General features: G+C 42.2%; 15 protein-coding genes. 4 read left to right on the top strand and 11 right to left on the bottom strand.

Annotated features, from left to right (window positions below):
- Positions 1-211: 211 nt before the first annotated feature.
- From JQC92_RS07530 to JQC92_RS07515, 4 genes are all read right to left on the bottom strand, one after another.
- Positions 212-1,321: a porin gene (locus tag JQC92_RS07530; RefSeq protein ID WP_204999075.1), complete on the bottom strand. Its 1,110-nt coding sequence runs from the start codon at positions 1,319-1,321 to the stop codon at positions 212-214.
- A 221-nt stretch (positions 1,322-1,542) separates the two neighbouring features.
- On the bottom strand, positions 1,543-4,398 hold the full coding sequence (gene gcvP / locus JQC92_RS07525; protein WP_204999074.1) for an aminomethyl-transferring glycine dehydrogenase: 2,856 nt from the start codon (positions 4,396-4,398) through the stop codon (positions 1,543-1,545).
- A gap of 128 nt (positions 4,399-4,526) precedes the next feature.
- Positions 4,527-4,916 carry a glycine cleavage system protein GcvH gene (gene gcvH, locus JQC92_RS07520; RefSeq protein WP_204999084.1) on the bottom strand — a complete coding sequence of 130 codons (390 nt, stop codon included), beginning with the start codon at positions 4,914-4,916 and terminating at the stop codon, positions 4,527-4,529.
- Positions 4,917-4,989: 73 nt separating this feature from the next.
- Positions 4,990-6,297, bottom strand: a complete 1,308-nt coding sequence (locus tag JQC92_RS07515; RefSeq protein WP_204999073.1) for a serine hydroxymethyltransferase — start codon at positions 6,295-6,297, stop codon at positions 4,990-4,992.
- Positions 6,298-6,675: 378 nt separating this feature from the next.
- Here JQC92_RS07515 and JQC92_RS07510 point away from each other — a divergent pair, with 378 nt between their 5' ends.
- The 3 genes from JQC92_RS07510 (at position 6,676) to gcvT (ending at position 10,446) form a co-directional block, all read left to right on the top strand.
- Positions 6,676-7,332: a helix-turn-helix domain-containing protein gene (locus tag JQC92_RS07510; RefSeq protein WP_239480455.1), complete on the top strand. Its 657-nt coding sequence runs from the start codon at positions 6,676-6,678 to the stop codon at positions 7,330-7,332.
- A gap of 562 nt (positions 7,333-7,894) precedes the next feature.
- The gene (locus JQC92_RS07505; protein WP_204999072.1) at positions 7,895-9,259 is read left to right on the top strand and encodes an alanine/glycine:cation symporter family protein; all 1,365 of its coding nucleotides are present in this window, start codon (positions 7,895-7,897) and stop codon (positions 9,257-9,259) included.
- A 68-nt stretch (positions 9,260-9,327) separates the two neighbouring features.
- Positions 9,328-10,446 carry a glycine cleavage system aminomethyltransferase GcvT gene (gcvT, locus tag JQC92_RS07500; RefSeq protein WP_204999071.1) on the top strand — a complete coding sequence of 373 codons (1,119 nt, stop codon included), beginning with the start codon at positions 9,328-9,330 and terminating at the stop codon, positions 10,444-10,446.
- Between the two features lie 45 nt (positions 10,447-10,491).
- On the opposite strand, the gene JQC92_RS07495 is transcribed toward gcvT, so the two are convergent.
- From JQC92_RS07495 to JQC92_RS07480, 4 genes are all read right to left on the bottom strand, one after another.
- Positions 10,492-11,340, bottom strand: coding sequence for a hypothetical protein (locus JQC92_RS07495; RefSeq protein WP_204999070.1), 849 nt, complete (start codon positions 11,338-11,340; stop codon positions 10,492-10,494).
- A gap of 85 nt (positions 11,341-11,425) precedes the next feature.
- The gene (locus JQC92_RS07490) at positions 11,426-12,526 is read right to left on the bottom strand and encodes an ABC transporter permease (protein ID WP_204999069.1); all 1,101 of its coding nucleotides are present in this window, start codon (positions 12,524-12,526) and stop codon (positions 11,426-11,428) included.
- Positions 12,523-13,452 carry an ABC transporter ATP-binding protein gene (locus JQC92_RS07485; RefSeq protein WP_204999068.1) on the bottom strand — a complete coding sequence of 310 codons (930 nt, stop codon included), beginning with the start codon at positions 13,450-13,452 and terminating at the stop codon, positions 12,523-12,525. The genes JQC92_RS07490 and JQC92_RS07485 overlap by 4 nt, the downstream gene beginning before the upstream one ends.
- A complete protein-coding gene (locus JQC92_RS07480; protein WP_204999067.1) occupies positions 13,449-14,468 on the bottom strand; it encodes an HlyD family secretion protein in 1,020 nt (339 codons plus the stop codon). The genes JQC92_RS07485 and JQC92_RS07480 overlap by 4 nt, the downstream gene beginning before the upstream one ends.
- 121 nt (positions 14,469-14,589) lie before the next feature.
- Here JQC92_RS07480 and JQC92_RS07475 point away from each other — a divergent pair, with 121 nt between their 5' ends.
- Positions 14,590-16,251 carry an amidohydrolase gene (locus JQC92_RS07475; protein ID WP_204999066.1) on the top strand — a complete coding sequence of 554 codons (1,662 nt, stop codon included), beginning with the start codon at positions 14,590-14,592 and terminating at the stop codon, positions 16,249-16,251.
- Positions 16,252-16,480: 229 nt separating this feature from the next.
- On the opposite strand, the gene JQC92_RS07470 is transcribed toward JQC92_RS07475, so the two are convergent.
- The 3 genes from JQC92_RS07470 to rlmF all read right to left on the bottom strand — a co-directional run bounded on the left by JQC92_RS07470 (position 16,481) and on the right by rlmF (position 19,971).
- Positions 16,481-18,172: a hypothetical protein gene (locus tag JQC92_RS07470; RefSeq protein ID WP_204999065.1), complete on the bottom strand. Its 1,692-nt coding sequence runs from the start codon at positions 18,170-18,172 to the stop codon at positions 16,481-16,483.
- 256 nt (positions 18,173-18,428) lie between these two features.
- Positions 18,429-18,716: a hypothetical protein gene (locus JQC92_RS07465; protein ID WP_204999064.1), complete on the bottom strand. Its 288-nt coding sequence runs from the start codon at positions 18,714-18,716 to the stop codon at positions 18,429-18,431.
- Positions 18,717-19,017: 301 nt separating this feature from the next.
- Positions 19,018-19,971, bottom strand: a complete 954-nt coding sequence (gene rlmF / locus JQC92_RS07460; protein WP_204999063.1) for a 23S rRNA (adenine(1618)-N(6))-methyltransferase RlmF — start codon at positions 19,969-19,971, stop codon at positions 19,018-19,020.
- Positions 19,972-19,974 lie beyond the last annotated feature (3 nt).

Below are 19,974 nucleotides of genomic sequence, written 5' to 3'. Positions count from 1 at the left end.
GCTAACTCACTATAGATAACTGGAATGTTTACAGATAATTATCATTTATTCATAAAAAAGAGCCCCACTGCCATCGGAAACAGGGGGCTCACCCAAAGATGAGTGCAACATACTCACTTCGAAACGCAGAAGTAAACAAAGTTTGTTTACTTAAAATAGGGAGATGAGTGCCTGCTGATGCAGGCACAGTGATACTTTCATTGGCTAATGATTAAAAATCAAAACCAACATCAAAGTTATAACGGAAGCCCACATTGAATTGCGTTGAGTCAAGGTTGTGTTCCCACTCAAAGTCATTCTGTTGAACTTCGGCAAACATATAGAAATCTGGGCTAGTGTGATATTCCAATGTTGCGTTGTAAGCGTTAAAGTCATTGCTTACAAAACCTGATTTACCGTCTTCAAATACCGACACACCAAACTTTGCTTTGTAAGTGCTGTTAAATTTATAGGCTGCAACAACATCTAACGTGCTACCGCTGGCATCATAAATAGATGCACCTGCTGCACTCACTTCTACAAAATCTGTGATTTCACGGTCTTGGTACGATGCCGCTAGGTAAAGATCACCAAAGCTTTTCGATACCGAGAAACCAATAGCACTGTCTTCTGCGCCTAAGGCAACATCACGAGAGTAATAAGCAACAGCAGCTCTTAGCCCATCGCCATTATACTCAAGACCTGTGTTAAACAGATCAGCGCCTGAATCACCATCACTTCCGTCAAATTGACCATCAACAGAGAAGTTAAAGTCACCGAATGACTTGCGATAGGTGACTAAGTTATTTACACGGAAAGGGCTAGCATGATCGTAAGCTAATGGCGTTGAAGCACGGTTAAAGATGTCAACTGGATCCGCAATCATATTGTATTGGGTTGACGCTTGCTTACCGATAGCAACACGGCCGAAGTCGCCTTTCACACCCACGTAAGCTTTACGTGCTTCACCAAAGTCACCATTGGCTTGAATATTAACTTTGAATTCACCCTTTGCAAACGCTGTTAGGCCGTTATTCAGTTTGTGCTCAGTAGCAATACCAATGCGAGACAGTGCATCACCCACATCCCAGTTTGAACCATCATCAGTGCTGGTCACACCGAAGGTTGGGCGCAATGTACCGTAAAAGTTTAATGAATGGCGAGTTTCTTCTTTCGCTTTTGGCGCCATTGCTGTTTTAGGTTCTTTTTCAAGCTCAGCAAGACGTTGTTGAATTTGATCAAGTTGTTGTTTCAGTTCTTCTTTAGACACATCGGCAGCTTGGGCAAATGATGCGCTAATAGCAAGAGGGAGTAGAGCGAGTTTGATTGTACGTTTAAACATGGATTTTTCCTTTTTATTTTTATTGAGTGCCATTGTTTGACACCTCTTTTATGTCCAGTTTTCAGCCACACTCCCGACCCGTATAAATAGAAGAAGTGAACAACAGACTGAGTAGGATATTTCAACGACCCATTCACGTTTTGTCAGAATGAGTGATATGTGCCTCAGACCACTTTTCTTGTTACCAAGAACTGAGGCGCATGGAGTTGAGAGCTAACGCATTAGCGGTAGCTTTCAATACTTGGACAAGAGCAGATTAAGTTGCGGTCGCCAAATACGTTGTCGACACGATTCACTGCTGGCCAGAATTTATTAGTTTTCGCATGTTGGCTTGGGAAACAAGCGACTTCACGTGAATATGGACGTTCCCATTGCTCGTCACTTAGATCCGCCATAGTATGTGGTGCATTAACCAGTGGATTATTTTCAAGCGGCCAAGTACCTGCTGCGACATGCTCAACTTCTTCACGAATCGCAATCATGGCGTCCACAAAACGATTCAGCTCTTCTAGTGATTCACTTTCTGTCGGCTCAATCATCAAGGTACCTGCCACTGGGAATGACATGGTTGGAGCATGGAAACCGTAATCCATTAGGCGCTTAGCGATGTCTTCTTCGCTGATCCCGGTTGCTTCCTTAAGTGGACGTAAGTCGATGATGCACTCATGAGCAACACGGCCGGCGTTACCGCGGAACAATACTGGATAATGTCCACTTAAACGCTCCATCACGTAGTTCGCACTTAAGATGGCAACTTCAGTTGCTTCTGTTAACCCTTTGCCACCCATTAAGGCAATGTATGCCCAAGAGATAGGTAAAATAGAAGCAGACCCCATGGCTGTAGCTGAAACTGCGCCCCTCGAATTGTTTTCGCAGCTTCCAGGTAAGAATGGTGCTAAGTGAGACTTGACACCAATCGGCCCCATACCCGGACCACCACCACCATGAGGTATGCAGAAGGTTTTGTGTAAATTAAGGTGTGATACATCAGAGCCGATGAAGCCCGGAGAGGTAATGCCTACCTGTGCGTTCATGTTTGCACCATCAAGATAAACTTGTCCACCAGCTGAATGCACTTTGTCACAAATATGACGAATACCTGCTTCGTACACACCATGCGTCGAAGGGTATGTGATCATGATGCACGATAGATTGTCAGCATTAGCTTCAACTTTGGCATCTAAATCAGCCAAATCAACGTTACCTTCGGCATCACATTCCACTAAGACCACTTTCATCGAAACCATGGCCGCACTGGCTGGATTAGTTCCGTGAGCGGATGTCGGAATAAGACAAATATTACGATGCCCTTCACCACGACTTTCGTGATAACGCTGAATCGCAATCAGCCCCGCATACTCACCTTGAGCACCTGAGTTTGGTTGCAATGAAAAGTCATCATAACCCGTCACTTTGATCAGCATCTGTTTCAAGGTGTCAGACAATTCCTGATAACCTTGGCACTGATCTTTCGGTGCAAATGGGTGAATGGTGCCAAATTCAGGCCATGACACTGGGATCATTTGTGCAGTTGCATTCAGCTTCATGGTGCACGAACCCAGTGGGATCATGCCATGCGTCAATGAGAAGTCTTTGTTCTCTAGCGACTTCAAGTAACGTAGCATTTGCGTTTCGCTATGGTGCGAATTAAATACTGGATGCGTTAAGAATGTAGATTCACGACGACACGCCTGCGGAATTGCCGCAAACTCTTCGCTTAACGCTTGAGCCACATCACCAAACTGAAGTTGCAGACCAAACAGTTTCCATAGGCTTTCAACATCTTGCGCAGTATGAGTTTCATCAAAACTCACACCTAATTGATTTTCAAAGCGGCGTAAGTTTAATTCGCTCACAAAACCCGCTTGATAAAAGTTTTCAGTTTTACCGTTAGTGTTAACCGTGACCGTATCAAAGAAATGATCATGTGCTAATTCAAAACCAGACTGCTTAAGACCTAATGCAAAAACACTGGCTAAATGATGCACACGGCGTGCAATTTTCTTCAGGCCATCTGGGCCATGATACACAGCATAAAACGATGCCATATTGGCAAGCAATGCTTGTGCAGTACAAATATTTGAGTTGGCTTTCTCACGGCGAATATGTTGCTCACGAGTCTGCATTGCCATACGCAGTGCCATGTTGTCGCGGCTGTCTTTTGACACACCAATTACTCGGCCAGGGATATTACGCTTATGTTTATTGCTGGTTGCCATAAATGCGGCATGTGGACCACCATAGCCCATCGGCACACCAAAACGTTGAGCACTACCGACAACCATATCGGCGCCCATTTCACCCGGCGTTTTAAGCAGGGTTAATGCGAGTAAATCTGATGCAACAACGACTGCTGCTTTTTTTGCTTTGGCAGAAGCAATCAAATCAGATAATTCAACGACGCCGCCTTGAGTACCTGGGTACTGTAATAGGCAGCCAAAGAAGTCGTGTTCATTCAACTCTGATGCCGGCGCCACGACGAGCTCAAAGTGGAAGTAACGAGCACGAGTTTCAATGACATTCAGAGTTTGTGGGTGCACATCGTCAGCCACAAAAAAGACGTTTGATTTGTTTTTGCTTGCACGGCGACAAAAGCTCATGGCTTCTGCGCTTGCGGTCGCTTCATCAAGTAATGAAGCATTGGCCAATTCAAGACCGGTTAAATCGATGATCATTTGCTGATAGTTCAGCAAGGCTTCAAGTCGACCTTGAGCAATTTCAGGCTGATAAGGCGTATACGCCGTGTACCAACCTGGATTTTCTAATACATTTCGTAAAATTACGTTTGGTACAAAAGTATTGTAATACCCTTGACCAATAAAGCTTTTGTACACTTTATTTTGCGAAGCAATGGCCTTAAGCTCAGTCAGCATTTGTTGCTCACTTTTCGCATCAGGTAAATCCATAGCTTGCGGAAGACGAATATCATCAGGGACGGTTTGTGAAATTAACTCTGCAACACTGCTCAGTTTTAAGTGGCTTAGCATTACGTTTACATCATTGGCATTTGGGCCAATATGACGACCAATAAATTCATCTGAGGTCGACAAGCTCGTTAATAAATCCATACTGCTCATAATTCTTGCCTTTACATAAATCAGATGACTTACTGTTATTACGTTAACTAAGACTCATAAGTTTCGTCATAAGTCTTGAAGATCACCTGATGATATCAATCCAATTTTTAAATCAACCTGAACTCAGGTTACTCGCTATCTAAGCCTGCTAAGTAAGTGGCTTCATCCATTAAGTTTGCTAACTCTGATGCGTCACTTAACTTAATTTTTGCAATCCAGCCGCTTTCAAACGGTGACTCGTTAACTAATTCAGGGCTGTCTTCAAGCTCTTCATTCACTTCAAGGATTTCACCTGATACCGGAGCGTAAACGTCTGATGCTGCTTTTACTGACTCAACTAAAGAGAAACCTTCCGTTGCTGTCGTGTCTTCGCCTACTTCTGGCAATTCAACGAATACCACATCACCCAATAGACCTTGAGCGTGCTCAGAAACACCTACTGTTACGGTGCCATCACCATTGTCTTTGACCCACTCATGGCTTTTTGCGAATTTGTAATTTGCTGCAACACTCATAATCTTTTCCTGCTTTGAATTCTTGTTTTTTATTTTTTGCAATCACACCCGCTGCTGCGGATGTGAAAAATACGACTTAGTTGTATAAAGGGAACTGTTCACAAAGGGCTTCTACTTTTTCAAGCACTTCTTGTTCAACCTTAGAATTGTCTTCTGGGTTAGTGGCAAGACCATCTAGAACGTCACCAATCCAGTTACCGATTAAGGTAAATTCTTCAACACCAAAACCACGCGTTGTGCCCGCTGGTGTACCGAGACGAACACCCGAAGTCACCATTGGTTTTTCAGTATCGAATGGAATGCCGTTTTTATTACAAGTGATACCTGCACGCTCTAAACTTTCTTCAGCAGCATTCCCTTTCAGTCCTTTAGGACGAAGATCAACCAGCATCAAGTGAGTATCTGTACCACCGGTAACGATGTCACAACCACGACCTTGTAACGTTTCGGCCAGCACTTTTGCATTTTGTAGTACACGTGAAATGTAGCTTTCAAAGCCTGGTTCTAGCGCTTCACCAAACGCAACCGCTTTACCTGCAATAACGTGCATTAATGGGCCACCTTGAAGACCTGGGAATACCGCAGAATTAATCTTCTTAGCAATGTCTTCGTGGTTGGTTAAAATCATGCCACCGCGCGGACCGCGAAGTGTTTTATGAGTAGTGGTAGTGACAACATGCGCATGTGGAAGTGGATTGGCATGATGACCCGTCGCAATTAAACCTGCGATATGAGCCATATCTACCATCAAATAAGCACCGACTTCATCGGCGATGGCACGAAAACGCGCAAAATCAATCTGACGAGGAATGGCCGAGCCACCTGCGATGATCAATTTTGGCTTATGTTCTTTAGCAAGTGCTTCAACTTGGTCATAATCAATATGAAGCGAGTCTTGACGCACACCATATTGAACGGCTTTAAACCATTTACCTGATTGAGCAGGACGCGCACCATGAGTTAAGTGACCACCCGCATCCAATGACATCCCTAAAATCGTGTCACCTGGTTGCAGAAGCGCTAACTTAACAGCACCATTAGCTTGCGCACCTGAATGTGGTTGTACGTTGACGTATTCAGCAGAAAATAATTGCTTTGCACGGTCTTGAGCCAATTTTTCTACGACATCAACATGCTCACAACCACCATAGTAACGGCGTCCAGGATAACCTTCTGCGTATTTATTGGTAAGCAGTGAACCTTGAGCTTCCATTACCGCTTTAGAAACAATATTTTCTGAAGCAATAAGCTCAATTTGATTTTGTTGACGAGTGCTTTCTTGACTGATGGTCTGCATTACTGCGCCATCTACTGAAGCTAAGTCGGAAGAGAAGAAACTTTCTAGTTCACGGTCACTGTATGTTACTGCTGCTACCTTTTCCATGATATATCCTCATTTCAACAGAGCTTGATTGACAAGTTGGCTCCGTTTGGCTTAATCCATACACCAGCGCTTAAAAACGAGAATCCACAAATGCGGGGGAAAGGAGCCCAATTGTAATTATCGTTATTTGCTGGGTCTTTTTGACGAAAAATGTAAGTAGGGTTAATCCCTTTACTTATCCAGTGATGAGAGCCTCATGACTGTTTACGTCAACTTTACATTTTTAAAACATAACAGGGAAAAAATGAGCAATCAACAATTATTTTTCGTATTGGAAACTTTTTCTCATATACACGAATTTATTTCTAACAATTGAGTAATAATTCTAATTCGGTACCTATATAGCTGAATGGGAAAATATGTAACAATGTGAACAGAATGTTCAATACCAACGCCAGATCAGATATGAAAGACAATGGAAATATTGATGTCTATCCGTCAGAAGCTGTTGCTCAACAAGAAGACAGCTTCACAGCAGAAGACCCGGTAAACATAGGAAAAATTCTCAAAAAAATTCGTACTCAGTATCAATTGACACTTGAAGATGCCAGCAAACGCACTGGTGTAGCCAAATCTACGCTTTCAAAAATTGAAAATGAGCAGATTTCTCCGACCTTTGCAATCCTACAAAAATTGGCAAAAGGTCTAGATATTGAGATCCCACAACTGTTTGTAGAGCCTAAGCAACAACAAGCTACAGGTCGCCGAGATATCACTGAACAAGGAAAAGGTCAGCAGCATCTCACTACGACTTATGAGCATGAACTCTTAGCCACTCAGCTCAGCAGTAAAAAGATGCTGCCGTATAAAAGTCGTGTTCATGCTCGTAGTTTTGAGGACTTTGGAGATTGGGTTCGCCATGACGGTGAGGAGTTTCTCTTAGTATTAGAAGGTGAAGTGCAATTACTGACTGAGTTTTACCAACCTCGTACACTTAAGACTGGAGACAGTGCCTATTACGATGCCAGCATGGGACATCTTGTGGTATCAAGCAGCAAGGAAGATGCGCTCATACTTTGGATCACGACTTCATAATCCGCACCTACTCTCATATCACTGGCGTTCTTCTGGTCTGTCCTCTTAACGAGGGCAACTTAAGTTTACCAAAGCGTCAACTTTAGCCATTTAATATGCACACCACCAACTTCCACACATAATCAATAAAAATCATTAACATAGATAAATTAACTTGTATCAATTATGATTATTTGTCGCACTTTTTTGTTAAAAAAAGGTTGATTTTATATTTTAAAAGTCTACTTTGTTTCCAATAGGAAACTTGGACTCCAGCTTTGACGTAAGCGTTAAGCCGTCACAGTTGACCAGTGTGAGAGCGGATTGACTGAAGTGTTTCTGCTTATCGCAAACCAGAGTTGGAACCAGTTTTCTACCTTGAATACGATGTTGGTTAAGTGTCAGTTTGGGTGTTACTTAAGATCGTGCTCAGGGAAATAAAAATGAAAATAGGCGGTCTTAACTTTTAGCTTTTGTGACTTGCCGTTTCAATAACAATGAAGCTTAGAATCAAAAGCCAAAAGAAAATGCACAATAACGCAACATTAAAGTTGCGAAGATAATAACAACAAATGAGGTTACTATGGATTTGGTAAGTAATTTTCTATCCTACATTAATGGGATCGTATGGGGTGTACCCATGCTGGTTCTTATTCTCGGGGTCGGGTTATTTTTAACGTTTGGTTTAAAGTTGATGCCAGTGTTAAAACTTGGCGCTGGTTTCAAACTGATGTGGCAAGGTCGAGTGCCTGAAAAAGACAAAGACGTTAAAGGTGAAATCAGCCCATTCAACGCTCTAATGACATCGCTTTCTGCGACCATTGGTACGGGTAACATCGCCGGTGTTGCTACTGCGATTTTCTTAGGTGGCCCTGGTGCACTATTCTGGATGTGGGTAACTGCATTAGTGGGTATGGCAACCAAGTATGCTGAAGCTGTGCTTGCGGTTAAATATCGTGAAACGGATGCCAATGGTGAGCACATTGGTGGTCCAATGTACTACATCAAAAATGGCCTTAAAAGTAAGTGGTCATGGTTAGGTGGTGCATTCGCATTATTCGGCTCTATTGCTGGTTTCGGTATTGGTAACACAGTACAAGCAAACTCAGTCGCTAACGCACTTGAATCAACATTTGGTATCTCACCAATTGTTACTGGCATCGTGTTAATGATATTGGTTGGTGCCGTCCTTATGGGTGGTATTAAGCGTATCGGTGATGTTGCCGGTAAACTGGTTCCAATGATGGCGGTTTTCTACATCACCGCTGGTGTTGTCGTTCTTGGTTATCACATTGCTGATATCCCAGCGGCCTTCTCATTAATCATTGAATCTGCATTCACAGGTACAGCAGCACAAGGTGGTTTCGCAGGTGCAGCAGTTTGGGCCGCTATCCGCTTTGGTGTGGCACGTGGTGTATTCTCAAACGAAGCGGGTCTTGGTAGTGCGCCAATTGCTCACGCAGCAGCGCAAACTCATAACCCTGTTGCTCAAGGTTTAGTGGCAATGCTAGGTACCTTTATCGATACGTTAGTAGTATGTACGATTACTGGTCTGGCGATTGTTGTATCAGGTGAGTGGACATCGGGTGAAACGGGTGCCGCGCTAACCGCAAAAGCATTCAGCTCAGCAATTCCGTTTGGTGACGACTTAGTTGCGATTGCATTAACCGTATTCGCATTCACAACCATTTTAGGTTGGAGTGTTTACGGTGAAAAATGTGTTCAATACTTCTTCGGCGTAAAAGGGGTTAAACCTTTCCGCATTCTTTGGATTCTTGTTGTTCCAATCGGTGCTGCAGGTTCATTAGAGTTCATCTGGTTACTGGCTGATACCATGAATGCAATGATGGCAATTCCTAACTTGATTGCTTTGGTACTGCTTAGCCCTATCGTCTTCAAACTGACTCGTGATTACTTCGCTGGTAAAAACGTTAACGTAGACGACTAACTCTCTTTTTCATCATCACTTAAGCCGTCGATTTGACGGCTTAGACTTAACTTATAAGTGGTATTGTTATGTCACAGGACTTACTTCGCACTCCTTTATACAATTTACACCTAGAAGCAGAAGCTAAAATGGTGCCGTTTGCTGGCTATGAAATGCCAGTTCAATATCCATTAGGGGTAAAAAAAGAGCATTTGCATACTCGTGATGCTGCAGGCTTATTTGATGTTTCGCATATGGGACAAGTGTTCCTGAAAGGTGCAAACGCCGCTCAAATGCTTGAAAACTTAACGCCTGTTGATATCAGTGATTTACCAGAAGGCAAGCAAAAGTATGCGTTGTTCACCAATGAACAAGGCGGCCTGATGGATGATCTGATGGTCAGTAACTTAGGTGATGGCTTATTTGTTGTTGTTAACGCCGCTTGTAAAGAGCAAGACATTGCTCATATGCAAGCTAACCTTGTTGATGGTGTTGAACTTACTGAAATGTCTGATCGTGCATTGCTTGCACTTCAAGGCCCTAAAGCCGCTGAGGTAATGGCTCGCTTATTACCTGAAGTATCGACCATGGTATTTATGGACAGCCGCCGTGTCACGATTGGTGGCGCTGAGTGCATTATTGGCCGTGCAGGCTATACCGGAGAAGACGGTTTTGAAATTTCAATTCCAGCGGACCAGGCTGAAAGCATCACTCGTAAGCTATTAGCTGAAGATGACGTTGAATGGATTGGCTTGGGTGCTCGTGATTCATTACGTCTAGAGTCTGGTTTGTGCTTGTACGGACATGACATTGATACGACGACAACCCCTGTTGAAGCAAGCCTATTATGGGCTATCAGCAAAGTGCGTCGCACTGATGGTGAACGTGCAGGTGGTTTCCCTGGTGCCGATAAGATCTTAACTGAAATTGCCACAAAAGACGTTTCTCGCAAGCGTGTTGGCATGAAAGGATTAGCCAAAGCACCCGTACGTGAAGGAGCAGAGTTATACAATGCTGATGGAGAGAAAATTGGCGTGGTTACTAGCGGTACTGCAGGGCCTAGCGTGGGGCACCCTATTGCTATGGGCTACGTCAAACCTGAGTATGCCGCACTAGATACTGAAATTTTTGCTGAAGTGCGTGGAAAGAAATTACCAATGCAAGTAGCGAAAATGCCATTTGTGACACAACGCTATTATCGCGGTTAAATCATATTTAGACAAAGTGATGGATTGTAAAAGGTAGCTAAAATGCTACCTTTTCTTTTTCGAATACTTTTCCAAACTTGCAGCTAACGCTTTTTCTTGATCGCTTTTTCCGCACTTGAATGGGTATCCTAACGATTCTGAATCACCTGAAATTGGGTCAATAATTTTCACTACTCGTCGACACTCATTACCCACTCTGACGATTCGATTAGGATCGAGTCGATGATCAATCACTTTCTTATCTGCAAACGTCTCTCTAGCCGGTAACCATTCTTGCTTCATCTGCGGGGTCATCTCGCTACTGGAGCCATAACGATATTGCGCATCTGAAGATTGAATAGCGTCAAATTGCTGTTGTCGCTGACGTTGTAAATAGGATTGAGTGGCCGCTTTTATGTTGAATGCTTGAGACACTGTTTGGTTTTCAGTCTCTAGTAATATTGGTTGATGAACTACAGGTTCACTCGTTTCTTTTTCTTGGGCATATTCCTTTACTTCTGGTTCTGGTTCAGTTTCTTCTTGTGGATTAGGCTCTTCAATTACGGTTTCGACAGATTCTGCCGATTCGACGTTTTTTTCTGAAATATAGAGATAAGCTTTGAGATTGGGCAATACCTGCTGTTGCATTTCTTTGAGTTGCTCGATTTTATCAGGCGCTTGCCAATTACTGGCTAAAAACCAAAATAACGCCAAGTGCAATATGACAATCATACTCATATCTTGAGCATATTTTTTTTGTTTGGATATTACCTCTCGCCTACAGTGTGTTTTGATATCATGGTTAACATCCAAGTTAACCATGTCGATGTCGGCCGCTTTTAGAGCTAAAGAATTCAGTTCTATTTCTGCTAACACTCTGCCTTTTAAAAATGGCGTACCTGATCCTTGCAACAAATTCTTCCCTTTACATCCGTTTTGCAACATTAGAGCAGTTAACTAAATGTTAGTTCCCTCTTTTTATAAACGATCAGTGACAATTCTAATCCAATGATTTACTGAATCGCTTCGCTGCAATGAATATCCCTACCGCTGTAAAAGTTAACATCCATAAAGTATCAGGCCACATATCAACAATATCAGCACCACGTAAAACGACACCTCGAATCATTCGCATAAAATGGGTGGCAGGTAACACTTCAGCCACCCATTGTGCAACGATCGGCATTGCGTCATAAGAAAACACGAAACCCGATAAAAGAATAGAAGGCAACAAGATAAAAATCGTCATCTGCGACGCTTGCATTTGAGTTTGAGCAACAGTCGAAATTAATAACCCTAACGACAAGCTTGCTGAAATAAAGGTGAGTGTAACGAATAATATTTGCAAAATTGAACCATTGATCGGCACGCCGAATAACAAGTGCCCTGCGCCTAGAATAATGGTGACTTGGATTAAACCCACAACAATATAAGGCATAATTTTCGCCACCATTAATTCCAAGGGCTGAATAGGTGTTGTAATCAATAACTCAATATTTCCTCGCTCTTTTTCACGCACAATCGCTGAGCTGGTAAACATCACCATGGTCATTGTTAGAATGATCCCAGAAAGCCCCGGAACAATACTGACAGAACTGCGCTGGTTTGGATTATAAAAAATGGCAATTTCAAACGTTTTCTCAGGCGCGGCTTTACGAACTGGAATATCAAAATCCGTCAACGGCATATTTTGCAATGCTTTGAATGCTCCACTGACGATGGTATCTGAACCGTCTACTATCCATTGTCCCAGCACTCGACCTTGTGCCGCTCGTTGCATTAAATCTTTAGGTAAAACCAGCACCGCTTGTACCCGCCCTTCCTTAATGGCTTCTTGTGCTTGCTTTACCGTTGCATAAATTTGCTTCACATGGATAATCCGAGTGGCTTTTACCGTCTCAACCAATTGACGTCCAAATGCAGATTGGCTGTGGTCGACCACACCGACCGGAATGTTGGTCACCTCGGTATTTATTGCATAACCATATAAAATAAGCTGAAACATGGGAATGACAACCACCATAGTGATGGTGATACGGTCTCGAAGGAGTTGTCTGAACTCTTTAAATATCATGGCGCCAATGCGTCGAGTCGATTTCATTGCCTCCCCTCCCCGGTAACTGAGACAAATACATCTTCTAAGCTGGCACGAGTGATTTCTATGGTGGCGTGTTCTAACTCTGGGAATTGCTTTTTTAGCCACACAATGGGTTCTTCAACCTGCTTACTGATCAGCACCCGAAGACGCACCCCAAGTTGTGCAACGGAGTCGATATGACGACTTTGTAAAAATTGGGTTTTTAATTGCCTTAAATTGTCCGCAAGCACCTCAACCACTGTGACACCCAGCTCTTCCATTAAGGTTTCAGGTAAGCCATTAGCCTTTATCATTCCGGCTTCCATGATTGCGAGGTTATGACAACGCTCCGCTTCATCCATGTAATGAGTCGAAATCAAAATCGTTGTTCCTGCTTCGCACAAATCAAATAACTGTTCCCAAAATTCACGGCGGTTTTCAGGATCAACCGCAGAGGTTGGTTCATCTAAAAATAAAAGTTCAGGCTGATGAATTGTGGCTGCCGCTAAAGACAGTCTTTGCTTTTGCCCGCCACTCATACTTTCGACTCGTTGATCTTTAAGGCGCTTTAAACCATAGGTATCAAGTTGTGCAATTAAGCGCTTTTTTAAAAAAGATTCGGGTAAACCATAAATGCGCCCCATGAACTCCAAGTTCTCACCGACGGTTAAGTCTTCATAAAGCGAAAACTTTTGTGTCATATAGCCGATCTTAGTTTTCAGCTCTTCTGCTTGCACTGGCATTGTTAATCCCAGAACTTCGATATGGCCTTGTGTGGGTGCTAACAGCCCGGTTAATAAACGAATACTGGTTGATTTTCCACAGCCATTAGGACCGAGAAAACCGTATATTTGCCCTTTGGGAATGACTAAATTAAGCCCATTGACCGCTGTAAATTCACCAAATTTTTTGACGACACCTTGAGCCACAATCGCAGGTTTATCATTCATAAGACACCCTTTGAACGTGTCACTTGCTTGGGTTCATTAACGGTTTTCTTGATTCTTGGCGGTGGTGGAGTTGATACTTTTGATAAATCGATTTGCACTGGCACCCCAGAAGGTAATCTTTCGGCGGCTTCAGGTAAGGTGATTTCAGCAAGGTAGACCAAGTGTGAGCGTTGCTGCTCTGTTAAGGCATAGTAGGGAGTGAATGCTGGTTCATCGGAAACTTTTCTTACTGTGCCTAAATATGGCTGCTTTACACCATCAACATTCACCACTACTTGTTTGCCAATAGTAAAATTCAAGCGCTTAGAAGCAGGAATATAAACTCTGGCGTAAGGCGCATTATCAGCAAGCACGACCGCAACAATGCCATTGAGTGGCACTCGTTCGCCACGTTTATACGGTAAACTGTCCAATACGCCATTACGTGTGGCAACGACGGTTAAATCGGCCAGTCTTTGGCTTTCTAAATCCCGTTGCGCTTGTGCGGCATCCAGTTCAGCTTTTGCTTGCTCAATATCTTCTAGCCTCGCCCCTCGAGTTAGCTTTGTCAATGCCTCTTGCGCTGAGCGCAAGCCAGCCCTTGCCGTATCTCTGTTTGCTTTTACAGAATCAAGTTCAGAACGACTGGTTAATTTTCTTTGAAATAAGTCCAGCACTCGCCGATAACGCTTTTCTACCTCAATATCTTTCGCTTTCGCTTGCTGTACATTTGCACTTGCCACGGCAATGTCTTCAGGACGCTCACCATTAGTGAGTTTTGCTAACACGGCAGTGGCTTTGGCTACGTTTGCATGAGCTTGAGCCGTAATTGCGTTTTGGTGCTTAGTATCCAGCTTGACTAAAACATCACCCACTTTGACTTGAGCGCCTTCATGAAAAGGCAACTGACGAATAATTTCATTACCCGTCGCTGAAAAAGTGATGCGATCTCGCTCAAGTGTACCGAGGGCTTGATCACTTTGTTTCGAGCAAGCACAAAGAAACACAACTAAAATCAGTCCTAGCCATTTCTGCATTATTTTTCCCACTCTAACCATTACGAATGTCTTATCAGAATCATGTTATTGCCATAAGTCTAGTTAATTTGTATTCATTTTGTGGCATCCTATCGCTAGGAATTTGAAAAGGATAAGAAAAATGAATAGGAAGACAGCTAAGATTCCTTTTGCATCTACGCTGATTTTAGCGATATTAAGTAACGTTGCTTGGGCACAAACCTCTCTGATTAACAACATAAATGGCTACACCGTCAATAACGGTAACTTAGTTACTTTCAGTGCCATTCAGTTTACCAAAGGTAAAATTGACTCGATTTGTACCCAAAAACAATGCCCGATATCGAAAGGTGTCAAAGTCATTGACGGAAAGGGGAAAACTGTTTTGCCTGGCTTGATCGATGCGCATGGGCATGTTCTTGGTTATGGTTTAAACCTCAGTCGCATTAACCTTCGTGGAATTACGTCAGAACAAGCCGCCGTTGAAAAAGCACTGGCATTTCGCAAAGAAAACCCTGATTTAGCTTGGATTCAAGGGCGAGGTTGGAACCAAGTCCTTTGGGATAATAAAGTATTTCCTACCAAAACCTCTTTAGATAAAGCCTTTCCGAATACTCCAGTATGGCTTCGACGCATTGATGGACATGCGGCTTGGGGAAATTCAACAGCTTTAAACATTGCGGGTATTACTAAAGACACCGTATCACCCGATGGTGGTGAAATTCTTCGTGATAAAAACGGTGAGCCAACGGGCGTTTTTATTGATAATGCTCAAGCTTTAGTGACCAAACATATTCCAGAGTTAAGTGCAGAAGAAAAGAAAATCACCCTTAAAAAATCAATGCTGGCATTAGCGAAGCTCGGTTTAACGGGTGTGCATGATGCCGGTGTCAGTAGTGATACTTTAGATGTTTTTAAATCATTGGCTGATAACAATGAATTACCAATTCGTATTTACGCTATGATTGCAGCTGGGGACAATCAGTTTGATAAATTGATGCAACAAGGCCCTTATCATCATCCGGCAGGCAAACTCGATATTGCCAGCATTAAAATTTTATCGGATGGTGCATTAGGCAGTCGCGGCGCCGCATTAATCGAAGATTACAGCGATAAGCATGGTCATAAAGGTTTATTGCTTTACCGTGATTCAGAATTGAAGAAAATCATAAAACAAGCCATGTCGTCAGGATTCCAAGTGAATACTCATGCGATTGGCGACAAAGCCAATCAGTTAGTGCTCGATCACTATGAAAACTTGATTTCCAAAACCAACAGTAAAGCTCTACGCCATCGAATTGAACATGCCCAAGTGTTGCAACTCAGCGATATACCTCGTTTTAATCAGCTTGGCGTTATTGCGTCTATGCAAGCAACTCACGCCACATCAGATAAAAATATGGCCGAAGACCGCTTAGGAGCTGAGCGCATTAAAGGTGCTTATGCTTGGCGTAAATTACTCGACTCAAATGCTGTCATTGCTGCCGGTTCTGATTTTCCTATTGAATCCGCTAATCCATTTTTTGGACTGTTTTCTTCAATCTCACGCCAAGATCATCAAAACCAACCTCCGGAAGGTTGGTACCCTCAAGAGAGGATGAGTCGAACAGAAGCGCTTGCCAGCTTTACGACTAACAACGCCTTTGCTTCACATAAAGAGACACAGATCGGCCAGTTAACACCGGGGATGAAAGCGGATTTAATCATTATCGATAGGGATATTTTTGAAGTGCCACAAGCCGATATTTGGCAAACCAAAGTACTGCAAACTTGGGTCGATGGGAAAAAAGTATTTACACGGTGAAATAAAACAGAATGACTGACGGTCAACTTAGATAAGCATCATGCAATCCATTTCGGTTGATGTTTAGAGTAACAATTCGTGATTGCCAAAGAGTTACGAATTTCCTTTTACTCGTTTCATCGTTGTCCCTGTTTTTACGAACTGCATTTGCAGTTCGTTTTTTTCTTGAATTGCCATTCCTCAATTTATTTAAACGTTCACTAAACAAAGTTAACTATGGATAAAAGTGCTAATTTGACGCCTTTGCAAGGGTATCCTCATATTTTGAAAGAACACTTGTTGTCAATTGAGCGTAATTGTCGTCATGAACTCTAGCTTTATCAATTCTGGTTTTAAATACTAAGTACAAACCGCCAGAAGTTTTGTAAGCTCGTTGAAAATGCTCTCCATTTGTTGGAGCTGCTTTCGTTATTGTTACTGCCTGTTGAAACTCTTGTTTAAAAAGCTTAAATGTAAGTATTGATAGACGATAGTTAGCGTGCTTTTCTTCTTTATATTTATCGAGTTCAATTAACCATTCTCTTGCCTGAAATGACGATAATTCTTGTTTAAATTTACAAAACCAGTTTCGCCACTCTGAAGAGTCAAAATCCAATTGCGGATAATCCATTTCTTCAATACTTTTTGTCACCCATTGATCACTCCCAAATTGAGCCGCTTCGGGCTTGGCAGCAATCATAGGATTTTCAACGACCATAGGGGTTTCAACGACCAAATATAAACCTCCTTTGGTTTTATAAACGGCTAAGCAGTCATTGGAAGGTAACGTTTCACTGATCACAACCAGATCTTGACATTCAGGTTTGAAAATACTTTTCTTTAATATTCCTAACCTAAACGCAGCAATTTTGGGATGAGTATACTTGTTCACGTCTGTCAGCCATCTACTGTCTTCCATGTCCGTCTGACATAATTGGCTGACAAACTGATCACGGTATTCTGACATATCAAGTGCTGACAGAGGGGTCGCAACAGGGCGCCCCTCAATACACAAATACAACCCAGCTTCAGTTTGATAAACAGTCTGACATGGTTTTATCGGGTAAGTTTCACTGAGAAAAATTTTACCTCGATAATTAGGATTGATCGTATGCTTCTCATTATGTTTCAAAATAGCATTACCGACTTTAGCCTCTTTCCATTGTTGTATTTGCTGATACATGTGCTCAGATTGCAAACATGTTTGTGTTGTTGAACAATCGCCATACTCAGCAATAAAACCTCTATCGAGTTTAAGTATTTTTTCTTCCCCATTATGGTAAACAGGAAAAATATTGATAACGTATTTAAAGCGATTAACAATAACTGAATGTTTTATGTACTCTCTGCCATGTTTGTCTTCAACAACCTCCTCCATAAACTTAGCGCCTGATTCAGTGGCTAACTGAATAATCCCATCATGACGACCATACTGAGTGACATTATCCATCGATTCACTGCACATTCCATCAAACAGCCTCATAAACTCAGGGTTCTGGCGGCGATCATAGTGAAGTAAATTCAACAATTCTCTTTTTGACAAATAAATCTCGTGTGACTTACAAAGCTCAGGGTGACTGTTCAACAAATGAGAATATTTATGACGAGCTTTATCATCGAATGTGCGTTCGTTTGTTGTTAAATAACCCAGTCGATTTCTATGATAACGAGCTGAAGGGACTACCTGTTGAAACTTTGGATTGGCACCTAAATCATCAGATAATTCAAATTCGTTAACCTGTTGTTTGGATAACTCTCTATCTTTTTTATCCACTCTATTTTGTTGAGTTAACCACAATTGATAAGCTTTATTTTTTGATTGAGATTCTTTGAACGTGTCGATGCTTTCATCAACCACAGACACAGAGTTTGATAAGGTACCTATTTCTGTTGTGAGCAACCTAGTAGAGTGCCTTAAGCTATAGTCTGAACAACTAGACATATACCCATTATGATACCTGAAGATGCTCGATTTCAGCGAGAATGCACAGCTTGTTAATCAAGGCGACAGTGTGCGGCAATAGTGAGCTATTGTTAGCACTGGCAACACAGAGTAACACGCTGTGCAACTCGCACTTCGTGGACTTCTCAGCGCCAATTCTTCTTTGTTACATTAGCTCGAAAGAATCCCGATTCCTTCGCTAATGCGCCTCAAAGAATTGGCGCTGAGAAAGTCCTGAAACATGCATCTTCAAGTATCATGGGTATACATACACCGCTATCATGTGATCTTGTATATTCAGCCCCACCATTTTTTTTATATAGCATTGCTCAAGTTCATCGCACAATCGCTCAACTTGTTCTCTGAGCACGCCTGAGAAGCCCTTTATGTCCAAATGTGCGCCATTAACTAAGTCTAATGTAATAAACACATTACCCTTTTCAGAGTCTAAAGATGATGCGTCAGGTTGAAAGTTTATACTAAACTTCACGTCTTCAGCATTGACCCAAGGGGGTAACTCTTCGACAATATAAGCCATTGTCAAAGCAGACTCATTCAGATCAATCTGAGGGTTTAATAAATAGCGGGCACAGTTTTTGGCAACGAAGTTCTCAGTTTTGTTTGTAGATAAATAGGGAGCCAAAGCCTCTTCAAGTGCCGAACTTTTATGCTCAGAAGTCGTGCACTCTCTTGTTTGAGACGCTTGAGGTTTCTCATAATAAACAGGACAACTAGAAGTTGAATTGACTTGACTTGACCGCTCATTATAACCTCAACACTACCCTCGATAAGCAAATTTTATAAAAAATATAGCCAGATATACTTAAGCGCAAATGATTCTTTGGTTAAAGATGCTTAACACATTCTCCAGTCCCTCTTGTCTGAAATGTCCAGCACACCACTCTCGTCACTTTCTGACCTTGAGTCATATTGATGATTTTATGTTCTGTTACATTCGCCCTTTGCAATGCTTTCTTAATCGCAGGAAGGTTTTCTTTTTTTGCCACAAGTGAAGTAAACCAATAGCATTGTTTAGCGAACGCTTTGCTTTCCTCAATCATATTTCTGATGAATGCTGACTCTCCACCATCACACCAAAGTTCATTACTTTGACCAGAGAAGTTAAGCTTTTGGCTATTATCAGTCTGACTTCCTCTCCTCTTGCGCTGATGACTCGCTAAGTTGTCTAATTTACGCTTACTGCCCGTTTCAGCTTCAGCGGCGCTTTTATGAAAAGGAGGATTACACATCGTAAAGTCGAAAAACTCACCTTCTTTAATGATGTGTTTAAAACTGTGCTCAGTTCGAGGTTGATGCCTAACATCAATATGTGAAGACAGGCTGTTTGCCTCCACCAAAAGTTGAGACGCTTTGACCGAAGGTAAATGAATATCACAACCCACAAACTGCCAACCATAGGCTTTATGACCCAGTAAGGGATAAATCAAACTGGCACCACAACCAATATCTAACCCACGAATGTTTCTTTCTTTGAGTTTTTTAACTTTCGTTTTATAGGTGATCGCAAGTAAATCTGCCAAGTAATGTAAATAATCAACCCGACCAGGGATAGGTGGACATAAGAAGTTTTCCGCTAATTGCCAATACTGAATACCATATTCAGACTTTAATAATGCTTCATTCAGTAATAAAACAGACTTGGGGTTAGAAAAATTAATTGAATCGGTTCCAACAGGCGTTTTAATCAACTCAGCTTGTAATTTGGGGCAGCAAGCCACCAGCTGAGTAAAGTCATATCCTTGATTATGTCGGTTTCTTGGGTGTAACTTTTTACTCATTGC

Origin of the sequence: Parashewanella hymeniacidonis, assembly GCF_016900895.1 — a bacterium.
In the GTDB taxonomy this organism is placed as follows: domain Bacteria; phylum Pseudomonadota; class Gammaproteobacteria; order Enterobacterales; family Shewanellaceae; genus Parashewanella; species Parashewanella hymeniacidonis.
This window is presented reverse-complemented; position numbering and strand designations above follow the sequence as displayed.